General features: G+C 52.3%; 16 protein-coding genes. 7 read left to right on the top strand and 9 right to left on the bottom strand.

Going from position 1 to position 18,084, the window contains the following annotated elements:
- Positions 1-120: 120 nt before the first annotated feature.
- The 4 genes from J0A68_RS12830 to J0A68_RS12815 are packed head-to-tail and all read right to left on the bottom strand — an operon-like array spanning position 121 to position 6,136.
- Positions 121-816: an ABC transporter ATP-binding protein gene (locus J0A68_RS12830; RefSeq protein WP_206578617.1), complete on the bottom strand. Its 696-nt coding sequence runs from the start codon at positions 814-816 to the stop codon at positions 121-123.
- A 3-nt stretch (positions 817-819) separates the two neighbouring features.
- On the bottom strand, positions 820-2,184 hold the full coding sequence (locus J0A68_RS12825) for a DUF3526 domain-containing protein (RefSeq protein ID WP_206578616.1): 1,365 nt from the start codon (positions 2,182-2,184) through the stop codon (positions 820-822).
- A gap of 2 nt (positions 2,185-2,186) precedes the next feature.
- Positions 2,187-3,638, bottom strand: a complete 1,452-nt coding sequence (locus J0A68_RS12820) for an ABC transporter permease (RefSeq protein ID WP_206578615.1) — start codon at positions 3,636-3,638, stop codon at positions 2,187-2,189.
- Positions 3,639-3,652: 14 nt separating this feature from the next.
- Complete coding sequence (locus J0A68_RS12815) at positions 3,653-6,136, bottom strand: TonB-dependent siderophore receptor (protein WP_206578614.1); 2,484 nt, start codon at positions 6,134-6,136, stop codon at positions 3,653-3,655.
- 307 nt (positions 6,137-6,443) lie between these two features.
- On the opposite strand from J0A68_RS12815, the gene J0A68_RS12810 reads away from it, so the two are divergent.
- Positions 6,444-7,652 (top strand): hypothetical protein, encoded by a 1,209-nt coding sequence (locus J0A68_RS12810; RefSeq protein ID WP_206578613.1) that lies wholly within the window; start codon positions 6,444-6,446, stop codon positions 7,650-7,652.
- Between the two features lie 150 nt (positions 7,653-7,802).
- On the opposite strand, the gene J0A68_RS12805 is transcribed toward J0A68_RS12810, so the two are convergent.
- Positions 7,803-8,264, bottom strand: coding sequence for a DUF4625 domain-containing protein (locus tag J0A68_RS12805; RefSeq protein WP_206578612.1), 462 nt, complete (start codon positions 8,262-8,264; stop codon positions 7,803-7,805).
- A 9-nt stretch (positions 8,265-8,273) separates the two neighbouring features.
- A complete protein-coding gene (locus J0A68_RS12800) occupies positions 8,274-10,523 on the bottom strand; it encodes a TonB-dependent receptor (RefSeq protein ID WP_236025586.1) in 2,250 nt (749 codons plus the stop codon).
- 216 nt (positions 10,524-10,739) lie between these two features.
- Between J0A68_RS12800 and J0A68_RS12795 the strand changes: the two genes are divergently transcribed.
- Positions 10,740-11,123: a Fur family transcriptional regulator gene (locus tag J0A68_RS12795; RefSeq protein ID WP_206578611.1), complete on the top strand. Its 384-nt coding sequence runs from the start codon at positions 10,740-10,742 to the stop codon at positions 11,121-11,123.
- 75 nt (positions 11,124-11,198) lie between these two features.
- Positions 11,199-11,969 carry a DUF4625 domain-containing protein gene (locus tag J0A68_RS12790; protein WP_206578610.1) on the top strand — a complete coding sequence of 257 codons (771 nt, stop codon included), beginning with the start codon at positions 11,199-11,201 and terminating at the stop codon, positions 11,967-11,969.
- 295 nt (positions 11,970-12,264) lie between these two features.
- Here J0A68_RS12790 and J0A68_RS12785 read toward each other — a convergent pair whose 3' ends face one another.
- From J0A68_RS12785 to J0A68_RS12775, 3 genes are read right to left on the bottom strand one after another with little or no spacing between them, the layout of a single operon-like run.
- Entirely contained in the window at positions 12,265-12,684 is a 420-nt protein-coding gene (locus tag J0A68_RS12785) for a DUF3299 domain-containing protein (RefSeq protein ID WP_236025585.1), read from the bottom strand.
- A gap of 7 nt (positions 12,685-12,691) precedes the next feature.
- The gene (locus tag J0A68_RS12780; protein ID WP_206578608.1) at positions 12,692-14,017 is read right to left on the bottom strand and encodes an ABC transporter permease; all 1,326 of its coding nucleotides are present in this window, start codon (positions 14,015-14,017) and stop codon (positions 12,692-12,694) included.
- A 1-nt stretch (position 14,018) separates the two neighbouring features.
- A complete protein-coding gene (locus J0A68_RS12775) occupies positions 14,019-14,678 on the bottom strand; it encodes an ABC transporter ATP-binding protein (protein WP_206578607.1) in 660 nt (219 codons plus the stop codon).
- A gap of 115 nt (positions 14,679-14,793) precedes the next feature.
- On the opposite strand from J0A68_RS12775, the gene J0A68_RS12770 reads away from it, so the two are divergent.
- From J0A68_RS12770 to J0A68_RS12755, 4 genes are all read left to right on the top strand, one after another.
- Positions 14,794-15,273 (top strand): MerC domain-containing protein, encoded by a 480-nt coding sequence (locus tag J0A68_RS12770; protein WP_206578606.1) that lies wholly within the window; start codon positions 14,794-14,796, stop codon positions 15,271-15,273.
- A gap of 3 nt (positions 15,274-15,276) precedes the next feature.
- Entirely contained in the window at positions 15,277-16,470 is a 1,194-nt protein-coding gene (locus J0A68_RS12765; RefSeq protein WP_206578605.1) for a GTP-binding protein, read from the top strand.
- 341 nt (positions 16,471-16,811) lie between these two features.
- Entirely contained in the window at positions 16,812-17,219 is a 408-nt protein-coding gene (locus J0A68_RS12760) for a response regulator (RefSeq protein ID WP_206578604.1), read from the top strand.
- A 422-nt stretch (positions 17,220-17,641) separates the two neighbouring features.
- Positions 17,642-18,022, top strand: a complete 381-nt coding sequence (locus J0A68_RS12755; protein WP_206578603.1) for a hypothetical protein — start codon at positions 17,642-17,644, stop codon at positions 18,020-18,022.
- Positions 18,023-18,084: the final 62 nt, after the last annotated feature.

The following is an 18,084-nucleotide window of genomic DNA, read 5'->3' as shown; positions in this document are numbered from 1 at the left end:
CCTGCCAAACCTAACTTGGCAGGGCTTTTTCTTGACCTGCGTCCAACCATAGGACACAGCAATGTCTTTTTTCCTTGTCAAAAAGACAAGGCAGGTTTTGGCATCCTACCTATGCTCCGATCAAATCGTCTTCAGGTAAAGCTGCTCCAGCTCATTGGCAGAGATATCCGAAGCGGACATGAGGCTGACCATTTGGCCTTCTTTCATGATACCGATCCGATTGGCCACTTCCTTGGCCCGAAAAATATCGTGGGTAGCCATCAGGATAGCGGTGCCCTGCGCGGCCAATTCCTTCAAGATCTCCGAAAATTCATTCGATGCTTTGGGATCCAATCCGCTGGTCGGCTCGTCCAAAAACAAGGCTTTTGCCTTCTTGGCCAAGGCAATCGCAATCCCGACTTTTTGCCGCATTCCTTTAGAATATCCACCCACTCGCTTGTCATGGGCACTTTCCTGAAGCCCTGACTTGCTCAGAAAGGCCCTGAGTTCCTGTGTGGAGTAGGATTGGCCGGCCAAGGAAGAAAAGAATGCCAGGTTTTCGATGCCACTCAGGTTCCCGTAGAGCATGACGGTCTCAGGGATGTAAGCCAAAAATTTCTTGGACTCCTTTGGGTCTGGGTTGACCGGAATCCCATTGATCAGCACCTCTCCGGCGCTGGGTTTGACAAAACCCAAAAAACAGTTGATGGTGGTGGTTTTTCCAGCCCCGTTTTGTCCCAAAAGGGCAAAGATTTCTCCCGCCTGGATATGGATATCCAGATTTTTGAGAGCCTTGTGATCGCCGTAGCTCTTGGACAGTTGTTTTGCTTCGATCATGACTTATTTTCCGTTGGAGTAGATTCCTGATTTAGTGTAATTTCTGTTGGCCCAGAGCAAAAGAACCAGGACCGAAAGGATAAAAGGTGCCAAAATACCGATCCATTGAACCGGGTGCTGATCCCGAAAACTTTCGAGGGCAAAGCCGTCCCAATCCATTTCAAAGACCGACTTTTCTTCAAAGATCAACGGGAAAAAGTACCCTTTTTTGGCCTCATGAAAATCTTCCAAGGCCCCCATATACTGAAGGTAATTTCCCATATCTGAGAAGCTGGCCGAGTTGAGCGACAGCTGGGTATGGACGGTCGGCACCAGCCAGCTGACCTTACTGGCCATTTCCATTCTTTGCTCCAGTTTGCCCCTCATCTCCTTGACAGATTTTCGGGCCTCGTCATCTCCCAGCTGCTGCATGGCAAAGTACCACAGCCAGCTAAAGTCCTGATCCTTGGGATGCTGAAACTCCCCGTACTGGGGGTATTTGCTGTAAAAATGCTCCAAAGTAGGCTCCTTTTCCCGATCCCATTGTGCATGGTAGCCTTCCCGGTTTTCGATCACGGCGGTCATGGCTTCGGGGATCGGAAATGCCCAACGCTGGACCACGTTGATACCCGCCGGAATGATCAGGTTCAAAAACACCCAACAAGCCAAAAGGATCTGGGCGTTGAGATTGGAGCTGAGCTGAAAGCTCACCACCAGCCAGACCAACGCAAACCAAAACAATACATAGGCAACAGCGATCACACCAAAGGCCCAAAAGAAACTGTCCAGTGGGATGTCCAGATAAAAGACCGCAACCGCCAGCAGCAACACCAAAACCGCCAGCACACCGAGCAGTCTGATTGCCAGCTTACACCTGAGAAAATCCATGGGCGAGTCGGTTTGGCTGAGCACCAGAGACCAAGTTCCTCCTTCCCTTTCCTCAGAAACCAGGTTAAACCCAAAGGCGACGATCACCAGCGGGAAAAAGTAGATCAGCACAAAGCTGAAATCCATGTTTCCCAAAAGCTGGAAAAGTGGGTTCATCAGGTCCGTAGAATAGCGCTGCTCCTCCAGGTTACGCACATTGACACTTTGGACCGAAGGATAGATATCCCGCTGCCCTATGGAAAGCCCCGCCAATCGGGGAACCTCATTTTCCAGCCCAAACCGCTGGTAGTACATCAAGAGTCCCAGTTCCCCGGTGGAGTGGGAAACGTTGCGCTGGATGCTTTCCGCCTGGTGGGCCGCCGTCTTCTCAGAGACCCGCTCCGCCCTTTCCAAAAAGCGGGAGCCAATCTCGAGGCTGACCAGCCCCGCGACGAGAAGTAAAAGCAATCCGATGGAGTGGGCCTTTGACCTGTAAAAATCCGTGAAGAGGTACTTGATCATTTTCAAACAACTTTGATTCTATGGGAATAAAACACCGACAGCGCGACCCCGGCTACCAGCCAAAGAGCCAAGATGAGCAAAGAGCCGATTTCGTTGGACAGGACCTCTCCAAGCGGAAGGAATTGCTGGTGGAAATCAGGCATACTCTTCCAGTGATCCTGGGTCAGTCTAGCCGAAGGGTCAGAGGAGGACTTCACCCGGTTGCTGATGAGGTCGATCTGCAGGTTGTTCATGGTTTGGGCGAGCTCGTAGCGGAAGGATTCCGACTGGTCTTTGAAGGATTGGTACATCGCATCGTCAGTACCGGACAAGCCCATGGACGCAAGCTTGATGGCCAAAAATGGATCCAGCCAAGCAGCCATTCGTATGACCTGCTGCTGGTCTAGGAATGTTTCCTGCAGTTTTTTCTGATGGCTGAGGTAGGTTTCTGTACTGAGCCTTTCTCCCTCGCGCATCACAAATCCGCTGTAGTTAAAGGGGAGTTTTTGCACCGAATCGACCTGATAGGCACGAAGCAGGGAGTCTTTCAGAGCGGCATAGTGGGGATCATTGGGATTATGGCTGTCGCCCTGTCGGATGATTTCCTCCTCGACCGCGGAGTCAAATTCGATTTTGGAAGGGTTTGGAAAAAAGGACTGCCCCAAAACTTGGGAAACCTTGGGGATCACCAGGGTAAACAACAGCCAAAACCCAATCAGGGTAGTCAGCGAAGACTTTGAGCTCTGGCTTTTGGCAGAGACCAAAACCGAGACTAGGGCAAGAATCAGAAAATAGCCCAGATAGGCCAAAGCCAGCACCAGATACTGGATGAGGGATTGGCCAAGGAGCTCGTTTTCAGGCTGAAAAAACAAGAGCCCCAATCCCAGCACCAAAGGCAAACCCACCAGGGATAGGGAGGCGAGAAACAGACCCGCAACCCGTCCCCAGATCAATTCCAATCCCTGTACCCCCTGGGCAAACAGGATCTTCAAAGTGCCATTTTCCCGATCTTTGGTGATCAGGTCGTATCCCCAAAAAAAGATCAACAGCGGCACCAAGATCTGCAAGATCATTCCTGCCGAAATCTCCCCAAACCTCAGCAGGCCGTTGGAAAGATTGGCTTCGGAGAAATTCGCAGTGTTTTGCTTGTGGGCCTCCAGGAAAATGACATTTCCCAGGTAGCTGTCCATCCCAAAGTCAAAGTAGGACAAGGGAAATTTTTCCCGGAACACGAGATAGCCGTAGTGGGCCATGCGGTGGGGATGCTTGTCGGGGCTATTCTCCCAGTTTTCGCGTACGTCCTCACCAAAACCGTGGACTTGGCGCTGGTGCTCGTTGAGGTCCAAAAAACCCACGATCATGAAACCGATCAGGAGGACATTCATGACCAAAATCAGGGCTTTGGAACCGGGCCGGAAAAGGATGTTTTTCCACACCTGGGCTGCCAGCAAGAGAATGGGGCTTCTGGTTTTCATTTGATCTTCGGGAATCAGAATTTATAGGTGGCTGTTAGGATGAAGTTTCTCGGAGCTCCAGGAAAAAGCCGGGTGTAGTTTTGGGCGCCAAGCCAGTAAGTCTTGTCCGTCACGTTGTTGACATTGAGGGCCAACTGCACGCTGCTGCCTATGGGGGCATAGTAGACGGCGGCATCCAGGATGGCAAAGGCTGGAACTTCGAAGTCTCGGGTAAACCATGGAATACGGCTGCTTTGCGCCTGCAGGCCAAGTCCAAAGCCAAGGCCGGACAGTTTGGTCTTTTCCTCAAAGTTGTATCGGGTCCAAAAATTGCCGCTGTGCTTCGGTGAATTTTCCTTCCTGGTGCCTTCCAGCTCTGGGTTGGCGTCCGACACGATCACCGCGTCGATGTAGCTGTAGGACATCGACACCTGCCAGTTGGGCAGAGCAAATCCTGTCATGTCCACTTCGAATCCCCTGCTGCGGTCCGCGCCTCGCTGTACCAAAGAGTCCGGAAAAGCCGGCAGGCTGGCATTCATGAGGATGTTTTCCTGGTTGATCTCATAGACCGCGGAATTCACCTGGATCAGTCCCTTAAAAAGCTCAGCCTTCACTCCAAGCTCCTTCAGGTCACTTTCCAAAGGCTTGAATCTCGAAGCGGACTCGGAAGTCCAAAAGAACGCCCCGGTGCTCGGCATCAGCGTCACCGTATTGGACTGAGGCTGCATGCCTTCCAGATAGGTTGCATAGACGTTGACCGCGGGACTGACTGAGTAGGTCAGGCCAACCCGCGGGAGAAGAACGGTGTTGGTAAAAGTCAGTTCCTTTTCTGATCCGTAGTTGGTGATGTCCTCAAACCACTCATTTCGAAGGCTTACCAGAGCAGACAGCTTGCCCAATTGGAAATGTTCTTGGATATAGATCGCAGAGGATGTAGTCAAAGCAGCGGGAATAGCCACCCGAGAGTTGAAAACGTAATCCGTGATCACTGGCAAGGCGGAATTGGGGTTTTCCAAATTGAAGTAGCTGACATTTGGCTTGGGTAAAACTTCCCCGTCAACTGTTATGGTTTGGTAGCTGTCCGCGTTGGCAGGATTGAAGGATCCCGCCACAGAGCCATCCTTCAGCAAGAATCCCCTTGCGGCATTCTGCCCTCCCCCTTTGAGCTTTTGCCAGGAATGGAGGTCATAGCCCAGCAACAGTTTGTTTTTGGTTTTCCCCAGCTCAAAGTCGTAGTTAAGATACGCGTTCAGGTTGTCGATGTCCCAGTTTTGCTTCCGCTCTACAAATTGCATCAGCACCAAGCTGCTGACCTGCTCTCCCTCCATATTCTTGGCAAAGGCGTTGGTGGTGCGATGCTCCTGTAGATCCTCCTTCCAGGTCTGCTTCATGTACACTGCGTTGAAGTTTAGACCACGTGCCAATTTATGGCTTAAGTTTGCCGTCCAGATGAGTTCATCCGAGATAAAATAGTCCGTCGAAGCGCCTAGGTTGAGGCTGATGGGGGTACTGTTCAGATCGGTCTCTCCGGCCACGGCACCGAAAATCGGCTGCCCCCGATCCAGATTCCCATGCATGGAGTTGAAGATCAGCTCGGTGTTGATGGAGGTTTTGTCCGAAGGCAAATATGTGATGGAAGGAGTGATCAGCACCGAATTGTTGTTGACATAGTCCCGGAAAGAACCCGCCTGCTGGTAGGCTGCATTGAGCCGGTACAGGAGGGTTTTGGACGAATTCAATGGCCCCGTGAAGTCCAGTGTGCCTCGGATGGTATTGAAACTTCCCGCACTGAGGCTGACCTCTTTTCGATCTTCGGCCAGCGGCTTTTTGGTGACCATGTTGATACTCCCCCCTGGATCTGTGCTTGCAAAAGTGACAGATGCAGGGCCTTTGATGACTTCCACCCGCTCGATATGGGAGGTCAATGGCTGAAGAAAATAAAACTGCCGGGTACGAAGCCCGTTGATGATCTGCCCTTCCTCGTTCTGGCTGATACCGCGGATTGCATATTGGTTGTAAAAACTGGACGGCGTCACCCCGCTGACGTTTTTCACCGCATCGGCCAGCCGAAACGCCTGCCTGTCCCGGATCAGCTCTTTGGTCACCGAGCCGACTGCCTGGGGAAGGTCTCGGTTGGCGATGGCGATCTTCGTAGCCGAAAAACTGTATTCACTGGTATAGTCCTGACGCACCCGGCCGATGACCTCTACTTCCTGGAGGTTCAGGCCCGAGGGAGACAGCACAATCACCAGAGGCTGTCGAAGCTGGGCTAGGTCGATTTCGCGCTCATAACTGCTATAGCTCATCGAACTGATCAAAATCCGGTACTGGCTACCCTGGAGCCCTTGGAACTCAAAATTCCCATCGATATCCGAAAGTGCGATCTTGTTTTCGGCGTCTGAGACCAGGCGGACATTCATGTTGATGACGGGAGCTCCTTTTTCGTCTTGAAGCTGTCCCAAAAGTCGGCTCTGGCCCATTGTAGCCTGACCTGCGAAAAGCAGAGCAGCGAAAAGCATCCAGAATCCGAAAAGAGCAATAGACGGCTTTTTGTGTACAGTGATCATCTGAACTATGGCAAAAGATTGTTTCCTTTAAATTATTGCAACACTATTGCATTAACAAGGCGCAATGATACGAAAAAACCTGACTTGTCGATCCAGATGAATTTGTTTATTGCTTTTTTTCCTTCTCCCCTCCCCCACAGCTCCCAAGATTTCCACTCCGCTACCTTTCATCCTTTTTTTATCAAATTCTTTCACCGCAGGTTGAAATATCAAAATGAGCCCTCTATAATTGCAACATTATTGCATAAACAAAAAGCTCATGAAAAAAACTTTATTCAGGAAACTGGTTTTCCCTGTTGCAGTGCTGGCGCTGGCCTCCTGTAGCGACGAAGAGGAAATTTTGCCTCTCCCATCCGAAAGCGAATACAAATTCATTCGGATTCTGGTCAATGACGAGCTGACCACCGACCTGTCGCTGGTGGACCCGGTGAATCTCAGTACGGAGTCCTTCCAGGCACTCTATCCCAAGTCAACCGTGTACGGTACGCAAGCTGGCCGATACGGCGCTGTGCTCCACAGAGCCAACAATCTCGTCCAGTACTTTGACAGCGGATTTGAGGTCCACGGTGACCATGCCGATGTGGCCGGTGTGGCCAAATTCGGGGCGCTGATCGGAGACGGCAGCCTTCCTACCCACTTCAAAAGCAAGGGAGAAGAAGTCATGACGTTCAACGATGGCGATGGTACGCTGAGCACCGCCAAGGAGTCGGACATGCATACCGCTGGCGCCAAGATGAAGACCATCAACACCCGAAACACAGCCCACCATGGGGCAATGGCCAAATTTGACATCGGCTCCTATGCCATCACCGAAAAAGACGGATCCGTCGCAGGCACCCTGCCTGAACGGGTCAAGATCATCGATGCCTCCGGCACCACGCTTTTTGCCTCCACCATCCAAACCAAAGGAATCCACGGCAACGCCGGCAACGGAAAAGTGGCCCTTTTTGGATCAGTGGATGGAGTCTTGATGGTGGAGCCTACCGGCAAGCAAACCCTGATCCCACACCCCGCAAACTTCGGTACGGCTTGGCTTGGCTCCATCTATGAAACGAGCGTCGAAAACAAATTCGTGGGCTACACCGGCGCGATGGGAGCCTACCTCATCGACGCGACTACCAAGGCCATGACTCCGATCGTAGAAAGCGCAGACCTCATCCAAGTGAAAATCGACTACGCGGGCAACAACCTGGTGGCGCTTTTCCATAGCGGTGAGGTGAGAATCTATGACCTGGCCACCAACAAAATGACCAAAAGCGGATCGATCTTGCAGAGCGTAGCGAAAGACGAAACCCAGAAGCCACAGATCGAGGCCACTTCCAAGTTCCTCTACATCACCCAGCCCAAATCCGGTGAACTGCTGCAAGTCAGCATCGCCGACTTCTCCAAGACCAACAAGATCAAGGTCTCAGCGACCCCGTATCGAATGACGATTCTTGGCGTAGAGACCGACGAGGGCCACGAATAAGCTTGCGCCAAAAGACCTAGGCTAGCGAAAGCCTCCACTTGTCCCAATTAAGAATGCGACACATCAATCGAATGTGTCGCATTTTTCTTTTTCCAGGCTCAGCTGCGGCTCATCGGATACGCTGTCTCCCGGCCCGCCACGAGGCTTCGACTACTGGATCTTGATGCTCAGGCCCTGCAAAGTCTGCCAGCCCTCGTCATCCGTCAGGCGGATCATAAAGTGATAGTCGCCCGGATCGATGTCGGCTGGGATTTCGATTTCAGCAGTCCCCTCATACTCCGTCAGCCCATCGGGTATAGGAAAGGTCTGGATCAGGAGCATGGGCTTGACCGGGGACTTCACCGGATCTTCGACACAGCTGTTCACCTCAGTACTGTGGGTATGGTGGTCAAAGTTGTGGTGGATGTCCAGGCTGAAGCCCCCCAGCTCGGCATTGTCACGGAAGAGCGCCTTAAACTGTAGGGTAGTTCCCCGCTGGAGCACGCTGCATTGCAGGGGAAAGGAATCCGCGGTCACGACGATCTCGGGATATTCCATGTCTATGGGCTTTTCATCCTTCCCGCAGGAGGAAAACAGAAGTGCGGCCAGGGAAGCTATGAGGTACTTTTTCATGCTAAAGGGTTAAAATTGATAGCTGAGGGAAAGGGCGACATTCCTGCCTGCTTCAGGCAGATTGATCAGCCGGTAAAAACTGGTATGGTTGAGGTAGCGGGTGTTCAAAAGGTTTTGCACCTGCAGGTCGGCCTGTATCGTCTGGCGAAAGACTGAAATCGCCGAGCCGGCCCTCAGGTGGACCAACTGATAGCCAGGGGTCACCTTCTCCGGGGGGACGATGTTGCTCTGCTTGGCCGTGACCCTAAAATCCACCGCGAAATAGGGATTTTCGAAAATCCCTACGCCTTTGGGCTTGTAGGTCGCATTCAGAATTCCTGAGGGCGACGGGGAAAAAGGCAGGGTAAAGCCCTTTTTGCCCCCGGACATCTGCTCGCTGTACACGTATTCCCCCAGCAGCTCCAAGCTGAGCTGCTTGCTCAGCTGTCGCACCACGCTCAGCTCGGCTCCATAGCGCAGGACTTCGGCCTGGGTATAGTTAAACACCTGGTTGCCGGCTCCATACAGGATGTCCAGCTCCGAGGTCGGATTGAGATAGATGTAATTCGAGAAAAAATTGACAAAGGGACTGAAGCTGACCAGCCAGTTTTCCTTTTTCAGGTCGGCACCAAAGTCCAGCTGCAGGGAGCGCTCGGGTTCCAAAGTCGGATCGCCCTTTTCGTAGCGGAAATAGTGATAGTTTACCCCATTGGCGGCGAGCTCCTTCGCTATCGGCATACGAAAGCTCGTACCCAAGTTGGCTTTCAGGCTCAGGTTCCCGGGGGAATAATTGGCTCCGACTGACCACACCAGGCTATTGAAATCCCGTCTAAACTCCTCCGCCCGGAAAAGGTAATCCTCCGACGTGGCCTGGGAGGCATCCTCCACGCTGGGAAACCAATCCTGATAAGCCTCCACTTCTATTTGGCTATGGTCATAGCGAAGCGCAGCGGTCAATTGCCAGAGGGGGTGGATGCGAAACTTGTCCATCCCATAGACGCCAAAGCTGTATTGCTGAAATGCAGGAATCAAAAATCCCCAGCCCCCGATCGTATTGCGTTGGTACTCCCCACTCGCCCCGAAGGAAAGGTCATGTCTTTCCAAAAACAGTTCGTCCTTGATATTGAGCGAAAAAACCTCCTTGTCAAAGGCCCGCTCCAGAGTGGACGGATAGGGAAGCTCCGATGGATAGATGGCAGGCATATAGCCATGGTTCACGTACTGGCTCCACTCCTGCCTGTCATTTCGCTGATAGCCCAGATCCAGCTGGACAAAATTCCTCCCGACGGCATAGCTGGCGCGATTGATCAGCTTGGTGTGCCGCACCTCCTGATAGGGCAGCAAAACATCGCGACTGGAGCAGTCATGAAGCTTGGCATCTACCTGACGGGGTTCCAAGCCATGCGCGTTGGCAAAAAAGCCAGATCGGGTATAGACTTGGCTAAACAACAGGATATTCCTGAAGTTTTCCCCAAGAAAGCCTACCCTTCCGGAGAAGTCCAGTTCCCGTCCAGCCGTATTCCTTACCTGATTGTCCGAGAGCGCCACCCCAAAGTCATAGACAAAAACCGAGTCGGCAGGCACCCTGAAATCCCCATAGTCCGCGGCGGTCAGCCTCGCTTCCCCAAACCATTTTCCTTTTCTGGCAAAGACATTGGCCGAACCGCCAAACCAGGCGTTGTTGGACCGGGCACCGATTTCCACACCGCCCCCCAGCCCTTCCTCGGCGGGCGCGAGTTTTTCCCGGATGTCGATCACGCCGGCAATGGCATCGGAGCCATACTTGAAAGACGCAGGGCCCTTGACGATGACAATCTGGTCGGCGGCATACTGGTCCACTTCCAGTCCATGGTCGGCGCCCCACTGCTGCCCCTCGTGCTTGATGCCGTTTTCGACCACCATCACCTGGTTGAACCCCAATCCACGGATCAGCGGCTTGGACGCCCCCGAACCGATCCCGATCAGGTTGACACCCGGCACCCGCTCCAGGGATTTCATCAGGCTTCCGCCCCGGTTTTCCCTGATGAAGTCCTGCCTGATCAGCTCGATCGCACTAGACTCCTCCCGCCGGAGCTGCTCGGCTCGGCCCTCCACCGTGAAAAGCTCCAAATCCTGAACCCTGCCAAGTGTATCCATCGCTAGGGTGTCCCGCCGGATTGCAGCGTGACCGTGTGACTCTTTTTCATCAAGAAAAAACAAACCTGCCTGAAACGGTACCGATGACGCTTCAGCCCCAGAGAGATATAGCGAGCCCACAAAAACCAGTAGAAGTGGTAGCATTCAAAACTTTTTTTTTGCAACTGAATTGCAAACATAGATAGCCTATCCTCATGAAACAATGTTGCAAGTATATATTCTTCAAAATGATGAAATCTGGTCTTAGAGCCATTTCAGCGGCGCGACGCTAGGGCTTTACCAGTCGTGTATTTTTATGCAACATATTTGCATTCTTACTCGAAACCACACTAATTGCAATCATGTTGCAATTGTATATCCATGGGAATTACGCTCGCTAGAACAAAAATTTTTGAACTGATCCGGGACTCCCCGCATCCGACCACCTATGCGCAGATCAAAAAACGCATGGGAAATACCTGCAGTAGGATCACGATCTACAGGATTTTGCTTCGGCTGGAAAACGAAAATATCATCCAGCGTTTTGCGGACCTGAACGGAGACTTCAGGTATTCGATCAGTGAAAGTCCCGAGGATACTTTTTTGGAACAAAGCCATTTTCAGTGCCAGCAGTGTAATACAGTCTACAGCTTCAAAACCGAAAACCTGAAAACCAAGATCCCAGCGGGCTTCATGGCCACCTCGATCAGTTTTTTGGCTTCGGGAATTTGCCCCAACTGCAGCTCCGCCAAATCCACACGATGACCGGAGCATCCGTCACCGGCCAGGTCCATCCACCCCGAAAAACTAAATCAAATCCATAACCCACAAAAAGTAAAGATGAAACACCTACGACACGCACTTCTTATTTCCCTCATGGCACTGGCGCTTTTTTCCTGCAAGGACGACGAGGACGTTACCTTCGATGCACCGGTGATCTCCGGCTTTGAGTTTGGCGAGGGAGGGACGCACTCCACCGAAGGCTCTGCCTATCGGGGAAGCGACCTCCACCTGGAGGCCGAAATCCTGGCCGAGGCGACCGTCGCTTCCATCACCGTCACCATCCACGGCCACGACCTCCCAGTGGGCGAAGGCGAGGAGGAATGGGATTTCTCCCAAACCTACACCGACGACAAGTACCTGGTAAAGAACCCGACCTTCCACGAGCACATCGATATTCCGGCCAATGCGCCCGCCGGGGAGTACCATATCGTGATGGAAGTGACCGACGAAGCCGGCAAGACGACGGAAGTGGAAGGACACTTGGACGTAAAGGCTCCTGTCACCATCGGCGATTTTGAGATGGATGAGGCAGTGGTTCGCGGCTCGGACTTCCACGTAGAGTTCATGATCAATACAGTCAACGGAATCCACCAAATCACAGTAGACGTCCACGCCCACGGACTGACTCCCGGAGCTGGAGAGGTAGCATGGGACTTTGAAGAGGTTTTCGAAGAGGGCTACCACGGGCTGACCGAGGCGGAATTTCACGAGCATATCGACGTACCTGCCAACGCCGCGGCGGGTGAATACCACGTCATCTTCACCATAGAGGATGAAGATGGAAACACCGTGGAGCACGAAACCCATATTGACGTAACAGCGAGCTAACCTCAAGCCGGATAACCAGAAAAGCCAGACTGATGAGTTTTAGTCTGGCTTTTTTGTAGAAAAGAGTTCCGGTTGGCAGAACACGCTAGTGTCGAGACGTTTTGGAATAGTCGTTACCGTCACTGACGAGGCACGAAGTGGTAGTACCGTCACTGCGAGGTACGAAGCAGTCTTATTTCTTTCGATTTAATTGAGATTGCTTCGCCTCGTTCCTAGGCTCGCAATGACGGCAAAACATCGTCGGGCCTCATTGCAATGACGGTTCTGAATCGTCTTTCCTCCCCAAAATACCAGCTCACTTATACACCGTCGCATTTTCCAGGATGTAGTTGCACTGGTAGACATCGAAGGCATTGAGCTTGAGCCTCCCCCTGAAGGTGAGCACCTGGTCCATCTTGAACCTGGGATGGTCTTTGGGCAGCTTCAGCTCGATGATGGACTCGGGACCGGCACCCCCGCAGAAAAAACACTCTGCAAAGGGATTGGCGGAGAGAATATAGACGTCATTGTCCGGATCGATCTCCAGGAGGTAGCCTTTGATGATGACCTCCTTGCCATCCAGCGCCCGGACAGTAGGGCCAAACTCAGGAAAGTAAAAATAAGCCTTCACCTCCTCGCTGTATTTGTCGGTAAAAGTGACGTCGGTCAGCGTGTCCCAGGTGATTCTGGTTTGGGAAAAAGCAGGGATGGAAAGCGTGAGCAAGAAAGCTAACAAGCTGGTTTTAAGCATCGGAAAGACTTTTTGAAATATCGATTTTATACACTGAGATTGCTGGGAGCAGCGCCGAAAGGAAGCCAATCAACACCGTCACCAGCAGCAGATACCCTTCCCCCGCCACCAATCCGGTCTGCGAAAAATCATAGTGATACTCGGCCTTGAGCAGCAGTGACACCACCCAAAGTCCCAGCCTGCTGAAGACCAAGCCGAGTAAAAAGCCCGAAAAGGCAATCAGTAGTCCCTCTTGGAACACCATGCCCAGCAGCTGCCCGCGACTAGCCCCAAAAGTCCGGAGCAATGCCATCTCATAAGTGCGCTCCCTCAGACTCAGGTATAGACTGATGAAGACACTGATACCCGACACTAAGATGACGATCAGCGCGACCAGGTTCAGTGTAGTGGTGGCAATCCCCATCAGCGAAAAAAGCTTGTTTAGCTCATAGTTTGGCAGAGCGGCCTGCATGTTGGTATTTTCATTGACCATGCGGGGAAGCTGCACGAGGCCGAGGGGATTTTTGAATTTTATCAAAAGGGCGGTGATCTCACGGTCATCTCCCCCATGATCGGACTCTTCCCCGACCGCATGTTCCTGTGCTTCATGCGAGTGTTCTTCCGCTTCGGCGTGTTCATGTCCTTCATGCTCATGGGATCCTCCTTCTTCATGTTCATGCCCCTCCCCTTCTTTATGTCCATGCTCTTCTTCCTCATGGGCGTGGGGAGCATGGATATCCCAGACGCTTTCCAGATTGGAGAGAATCAGCTGATCGACCACCGACCCTGAGGCCTCAAATATCCCCGTGACGACATAGTCTTCGCTTTCATGCACGTGTCCTCCCTCACTGAGTCCATGGGACCCCTGAAACTTGTCCCCCAGTTTTAGGCCGGTTCTTTCGGCTACCGCCGCACCGATAGCCACCTCCATGGATTGGGACCAAAGACTTCCTTCGGCCAGCCTCATGGAGTAGTTTTCCGGATACCGCTCGTCGGTGCCTACGATCCGAAAACCCTGGTAGGAATCCCCATAGGAAAGGGGTATTCCATAGTCTATGAGGCGGTTTCTGAGCAGATTTTCCGCTTCAGCAAGCTTGATATTGCCGGTAGGCACATCGACTTGAAACACGGCGGAGAGGATCAGCTGCAGCGGGCTGCCCTTTGCTCCCACCACCATGTCTATCCCGCGGATATTGGAGCTCATCTGCTCGCGGAGATGGCGGTCTATGTGCAGCATCAGGGAAATCAAGCCCACACCGAGGGAAAGTAGGAGCAAGCTTAAACCTGTGGAAAGCGGCTTGGCTATCACGTTTTTGATGCCTAGGCGGAAAATAGTCATACTAATGGGTTGAGGCGCGAAGTGAATCGTTTTTGGTAAGGGTCACCGATCGGGAAAAGTCGGCCTTGAGTCGCTGGTCGTGGGTGATGATGACTAGGCTGGACTGCATTTTTTTGGTCTGGCCTCTCAGCAGTTCCACCACCCGATGACAGTTTTTGTCATCCAGAGCGGCGGTAGGCTCGTCGGCCAGGATGAGTTTGGGCTGGTTGATGACAGCCAAGGCGATGGATGCCCGCTGCTGCTCGCCTTGGGAGAGCTGTCGGGGACTGGACTTTTGCTTGCCGATCAGGCCCAGCCCATCCAGCACGACTTTGATCCAATGGGGATCAGCTTCCTTTCCGCCGAGGAAGCGCATCAGCGCCAGATTTTCCTCCAGGGTAAGGGATTGGATGAAGTGTGGGCGCTGAAATACAATGCCCACATTGGCGCCACGGAAGGCATCGAGCTGCTTTCCGCTCAGGCGTGCCACATCCGTACCACCGATCAGGATTTTTCCGGTCTTGGGCTTTTGCAGTCCGGCGATCAAATGCAACAGGGTGGTCTTGCCTATACCTGACTCGCCCAGGACCAGCAGATCAGACCCAACAGCAACCGACAGGCCCGGAAATTCAAAGCGGTTGGCTTGGTTGTATTCAAAGGAAAGGGAACGGGTAGTGAGCATCTTCTGACGGTTCGTACGCCACAAACCTAAAAACGCTATCCATTATTTGCAATATTGTTGCATATAAATTGTTGCAATTCTATATTTGCAACACTATTGCAAAAGACCCTGTTTTATGAAAACCACCTCTATAGGGACACACTTGGATTGGATAGGTATCAGCGCTTCCCTGGCTTGCGCCATCCACTGCATGGCTTTGCCATTCCTGCTAAGCGCACTGCCGATCCTTGGGCTGGGTTTTCTTGCCAATCCGTGGATAGAATACCTGGTGATCGTGCTGAGTCTTTTCCTGGCGGCCTTTGCCATTTCACATGGATTCAGCAGACATCACCGAAAGTCTCTTCCAATTCTTCTGGTCGTCATCGGCTTCAGTGTCATCCTTGCTGGCCTGGTGTGGGGACATGGCCACGGATTGGCGCCGATCGAAACTGCCGGACCGGTGCAACTAAAGCGCCTCGTAAAGAGCCACCGCACTAACGACCATTTCATCACTCCCATAGGCGCGATGCTCGTCGCCTTGGGACATTTTGCCAACTGGCTCTATATCAGAAAATCCAAATCGGGCTGCCTGCTACCCGAACCCAAACATCGATAAACCATGGAATACAAAATCCCCGTCACCGTACTGAGCGGTTTTCTGGGCGCCGGTAAAACCACCCTGCTCAACCACATCCTCCAAAACCGCGAAGGCTACAAAGTCGCCGTGATCGTCAACGACATGAGCGAGGTCAATGTGGACTCCAAGCTCGTCCAGAATGAAATCAAACTCTCCCGAACGGAGGAAAAACTCATCGAGATGTCGAATGGATGCATCTGCTGCACGCTGCGGGAGGATCTGATCCAGGAAGTCCAAAAGCTGGCCAAACAACGGAAATTTGACTACCTGCTGATCGAAAGCACCGGCATCTCGGAGCCCATTCCCGTCGCACAGACTTTTTCCTTTGAGACAGGTGACAGGCTGCTGGACCTCTGCCACATCAGCAGGCTGGATACCATGGTGACGGTGGTGGATGCCTTTAACTTTTTTGGGGACTTTGGCTCCTCCGACACGATCCTCGACCGGGATATGGGCGAAGATCCGGAGGATGCCAGATCCATCGTAAATCTGCTGACAGACCAGGTGGAGTTTGCCAACGTCATCGTCCTCAACAAGACCGACCTGGTCTCCGAGGAAAACCTGAAACTGCTCGAGGGCTTGCTCATCAAGCTCAATCCGGAGGCCAAAATCATCCGCACTTCCTTTGGCCAGGTGCCGATCAAGGATATCATGAACACAGGCCTCTTCGACTACGACAAGGCCGAGCAGTCGGCCGGGTGGCTCAAAGAACTGAACAAAGAGCACGTCCCCGAAACGGAAGAATATGGCATCAGCAGTTTCGTATTCAGAAATCGCCGTCCATTCCATCCGGGCAGGTTCTGGAACTACATCAGCAACTCTTGGCCTGCCAACGTGGTACGGAGCAAAGGACTGTTTTGGCTGGCCTCCAGACCACATCACGCCCTGCTATGGAGCCAGGCCGGAGGTTCGCTCAAGGCGGAGCCCTTTGGCACCTGGTGGGCTGCCTACTCCGAAAGAGAGCGGAGGAACAATCCCAGCTTTGTGGAAAACAAACGCCTTATCATGGAAAAATGGAACCCGAAATACGGAGACCGTATGAATGAACTCGTGATCATCGGCCAAGACTTGGATGAAAAGACCATCACCAAGGAGCTCCAGGCCTGCCTGGTCCAAGAGGGCGATGCCCAAAACTTCTCCCTCAGCAAACAGCTAAAGGACGAGTGGCCTTTATAAATTCGTAGATCCAAGGCTTGAAAGACGTCATTCCGATTGCCTGCGCCGTCATTGCGAGCGACGCAGGAGCGAAGCAATCTCAACAGAGGAAAAAATAAAGACTGCTTCGTTCCTCGCAGTGACGGAGGGAAGGCTTCGTACCTTGCCCCATTTAACGGCCATCCCCCGTTGCCCTACTTCGGTCTTCCGCCATCGGTCTTCCGACCAGATTGAAGAAGTAATTTCGCTTACTGCAAGATTGCGGATAATCATGTTGGTTTTTTTTCAGTTTCCGAAAACATTTTGTCAACCCGCTGGTTTCCGTCTAGACACTCAACCTTATTTCTTAATTTTTATATTGAATGGCTGACAACAAGAGCTTCTTGCTCGTGGATGACGATGAAGATGACCGGGACTTCTTTCGCGAAGCGGTCTCGGAGATCTATCCCGCAATTCTCGTACAAGAGGCTACGGACGGAGTCCATGCCTTGGAGGTTTTACACCTTACCACCCTGCCCCTTCCGGACATTATTTTCCTGGACCTGAATATGCCCCGGATGAACGGAAAGGCGCTTTTGCTGGAGCTGAAAAACAACCGGCTCTTCCAGCACATCCCCGTCTTTGTATTCACGACCTCTTCGGATCCCAAAGACCGGGAAGACTCCCTTAGCCTCGGAGCTACGCTCTTTTTCACCAAACCGGGAGATTTTGGAGACCTCAGGGAGTACATTCGTTCTGTCGTGGACCTTGTCTATTTTATCCCTGACTGAAAAGCGGAAACCTTTCTTCAAACTAAGCCAGGGAACTCCCCTCCCGACTTTGGGCTCCCGATTCTGCTTGGTTTTATCCCAAATTGCGGGCTTTAAGACCACAGTCGATCACCAAAAATCCCCACTTCTCCCCTAGTTGATCCTCAGGGAAAAACTTTGGAACCGGTGAAGCAGAAAAAAAAAGGGTTCTAGGGAAATCAAAAAATTCCCACTCTAAACGCCTCTTAAGCGGCGATTCCTTAGCAAAACCAACTCGCTTCGGCACTTTCCCGCCTTTTCAAGCCAGATTTCCGGCAAAGTCGCGCGCCAGGCCGGAGTTGGGCAAAAAGTACGCTCCCCTCTCATCAGGCCCAAATGCGCCTTAGGAGTATGGTGGCATTTTTCTTGAAAAGCCTTTATCGATTCACCAAGCTTCAATCAATATGGTCTACCTAGTGATGAGTATCTTTTCCATTGTGGTCGTTTTTCTGTTTGTCGCCATTTTTCTCTCCAACACGAAAACCAGCAACAGCATCAGCCTGAGAGGGCGGATCTTGACGATCTGGCACCCGCTCAAAAAGACCAAAATCCATCTCGAAAACGATCTGAAAACCTGGAGCATCAAGCGCATCCATCTCCTGTGGAGCGGCAAGGTCTATGCGCTCAATCTTCAATTGACCACGGGCGAGTGGAGAAAAATCTACTTCAGATCCCGCTCCGGCAAAATCAAGCAACTACTGGGCAGCCTGAAAGAGGTGGCACCCAACGGCAAGGTGATCGAGGATGCAAGGCTGAGCCTACACGCCATGCCCCAGTTGGGCTGAGGCAACAAAGCCGCCCATGAGCTGCGAAAAAATCTCCAAGAAGGACTTGAAGGCCATCCATA

It is taken from the genome of Algoriphagus oliviformis (genome assembly GCF_017254915.1).
Classification (GTDB): Bacteria; Bacteroidota; Bacteroidia; order Cytophagales; family Cyclobacteriaceae; genus Algoriphagus; species Algoriphagus oliviformis.
The sequence above is the reverse complement of the archived record's forward strand: the minus strand, read 5'-3'. Positions and strand labels throughout refer to the sequence as shown.

What these genes read in the sequence shown, in the direction of transcription:
- J0A68_RS12760 (WP_206578604.1), top strand. Translation starts at nt 16,812, where the DNA reads ATGGCTGACAACAAGAGCTTCTTGCTCGTGGATGACGATGAAGATGAC.
- J0A68_RS12790 (WP_206578610.1), top strand. Translation starts at nt 11,199, where the DNA reads ATGAAACACCTACGACACGCACTTCTTATTTCCCTCATGGCACTGGCG.
- J0A68_RS12820 (WP_206578615.1), bottom strand. Translation starts at nt 3,638, where the DNA reads ATGAAAACCAGAAGCCCCATTCTCTTGCTGGCAGCCCAGGTGTGGAAA.
- J0A68_RS12800 (WP_236025586.1), bottom strand. Translation starts at nt 10,523, where the DNA reads ATGCTACCACTTCTACTGGTTTTTGTGGGCTCGCTATATCTCTCTGGG.
- J0A68_RS12795 (WP_206578611.1), top strand. Translation starts at nt 10,740, where the DNA reads ATGGGAATTACGCTCGCTAGAACAAAAATTTTTGAACTGATCCGGGAC.
- J0A68_RS12830 (WP_206578617.1), bottom strand. Translation starts at nt 816, where the DNA reads ATGATCGAAGCAAAACAACTGTCCAAGAGCTACGGCGATCACAAGGCT.
- J0A68_RS12805 (WP_206578612.1), bottom strand. Translation starts at nt 8,264, where the DNA reads ATGAAAAAGTACCTCATAGCTTCCCTGGCCGCACTTCTGTTTTCCTCC.
- J0A68_RS12755 (WP_206578603.1), top strand. Translation starts at nt 17,642, where the DNA reads ATGGTCTACCTAGTGATGAGTATCTTTTCCATTGTGGTCGTTTTTCTG.
- J0A68_RS12765 (WP_206578605.1), top strand. Translation starts at nt 15,277, where the DNA reads ATGGAATACAAAATCCCCGTCACCGTACTGAGCGGTTTTCTGGGCGCC.
- J0A68_RS12780 (WP_206578608.1), bottom strand. Translation starts at nt 14,017, where the DNA reads ATGACTATTTTCCGCCTAGGCATCAAAAACGTGATAGCCAAGCCGCTT.
- J0A68_RS12770 (WP_206578606.1), top strand. Translation starts at nt 14,794, where the DNA reads ATGAAAACCACCTCTATAGGGACACACTTGGATTGGATAGGTATCAGC.
- J0A68_RS12775 (WP_206578607.1), bottom strand. Translation starts at nt 14,678, where the DNA reads ATGCTCACTACCCGTTCCCTTTCCTTTGAATACAACCAAGCCAACCGC.
- J0A68_RS12810 (WP_206578613.1), top strand. Translation starts at nt 6,444, where the DNA reads ATGAAAAAAACTTTATTCAGGAAACTGGTTTTCCCTGTTGCAGTGCTG.
- J0A68_RS12825 (WP_206578616.1), bottom strand. Translation starts at nt 2,184, where the DNA reads ATGATCAAGTACCTCTTCACGGATTTTTACAGGTCAAAGGCCCACTCC.
- J0A68_RS12815 (WP_206578614.1), bottom strand. Translation starts at nt 6,136, where the DNA reads ATGCTTTTCGCTGCTCTGCTTTTCGCAGGTCAGGCTACAATGGGCCAG.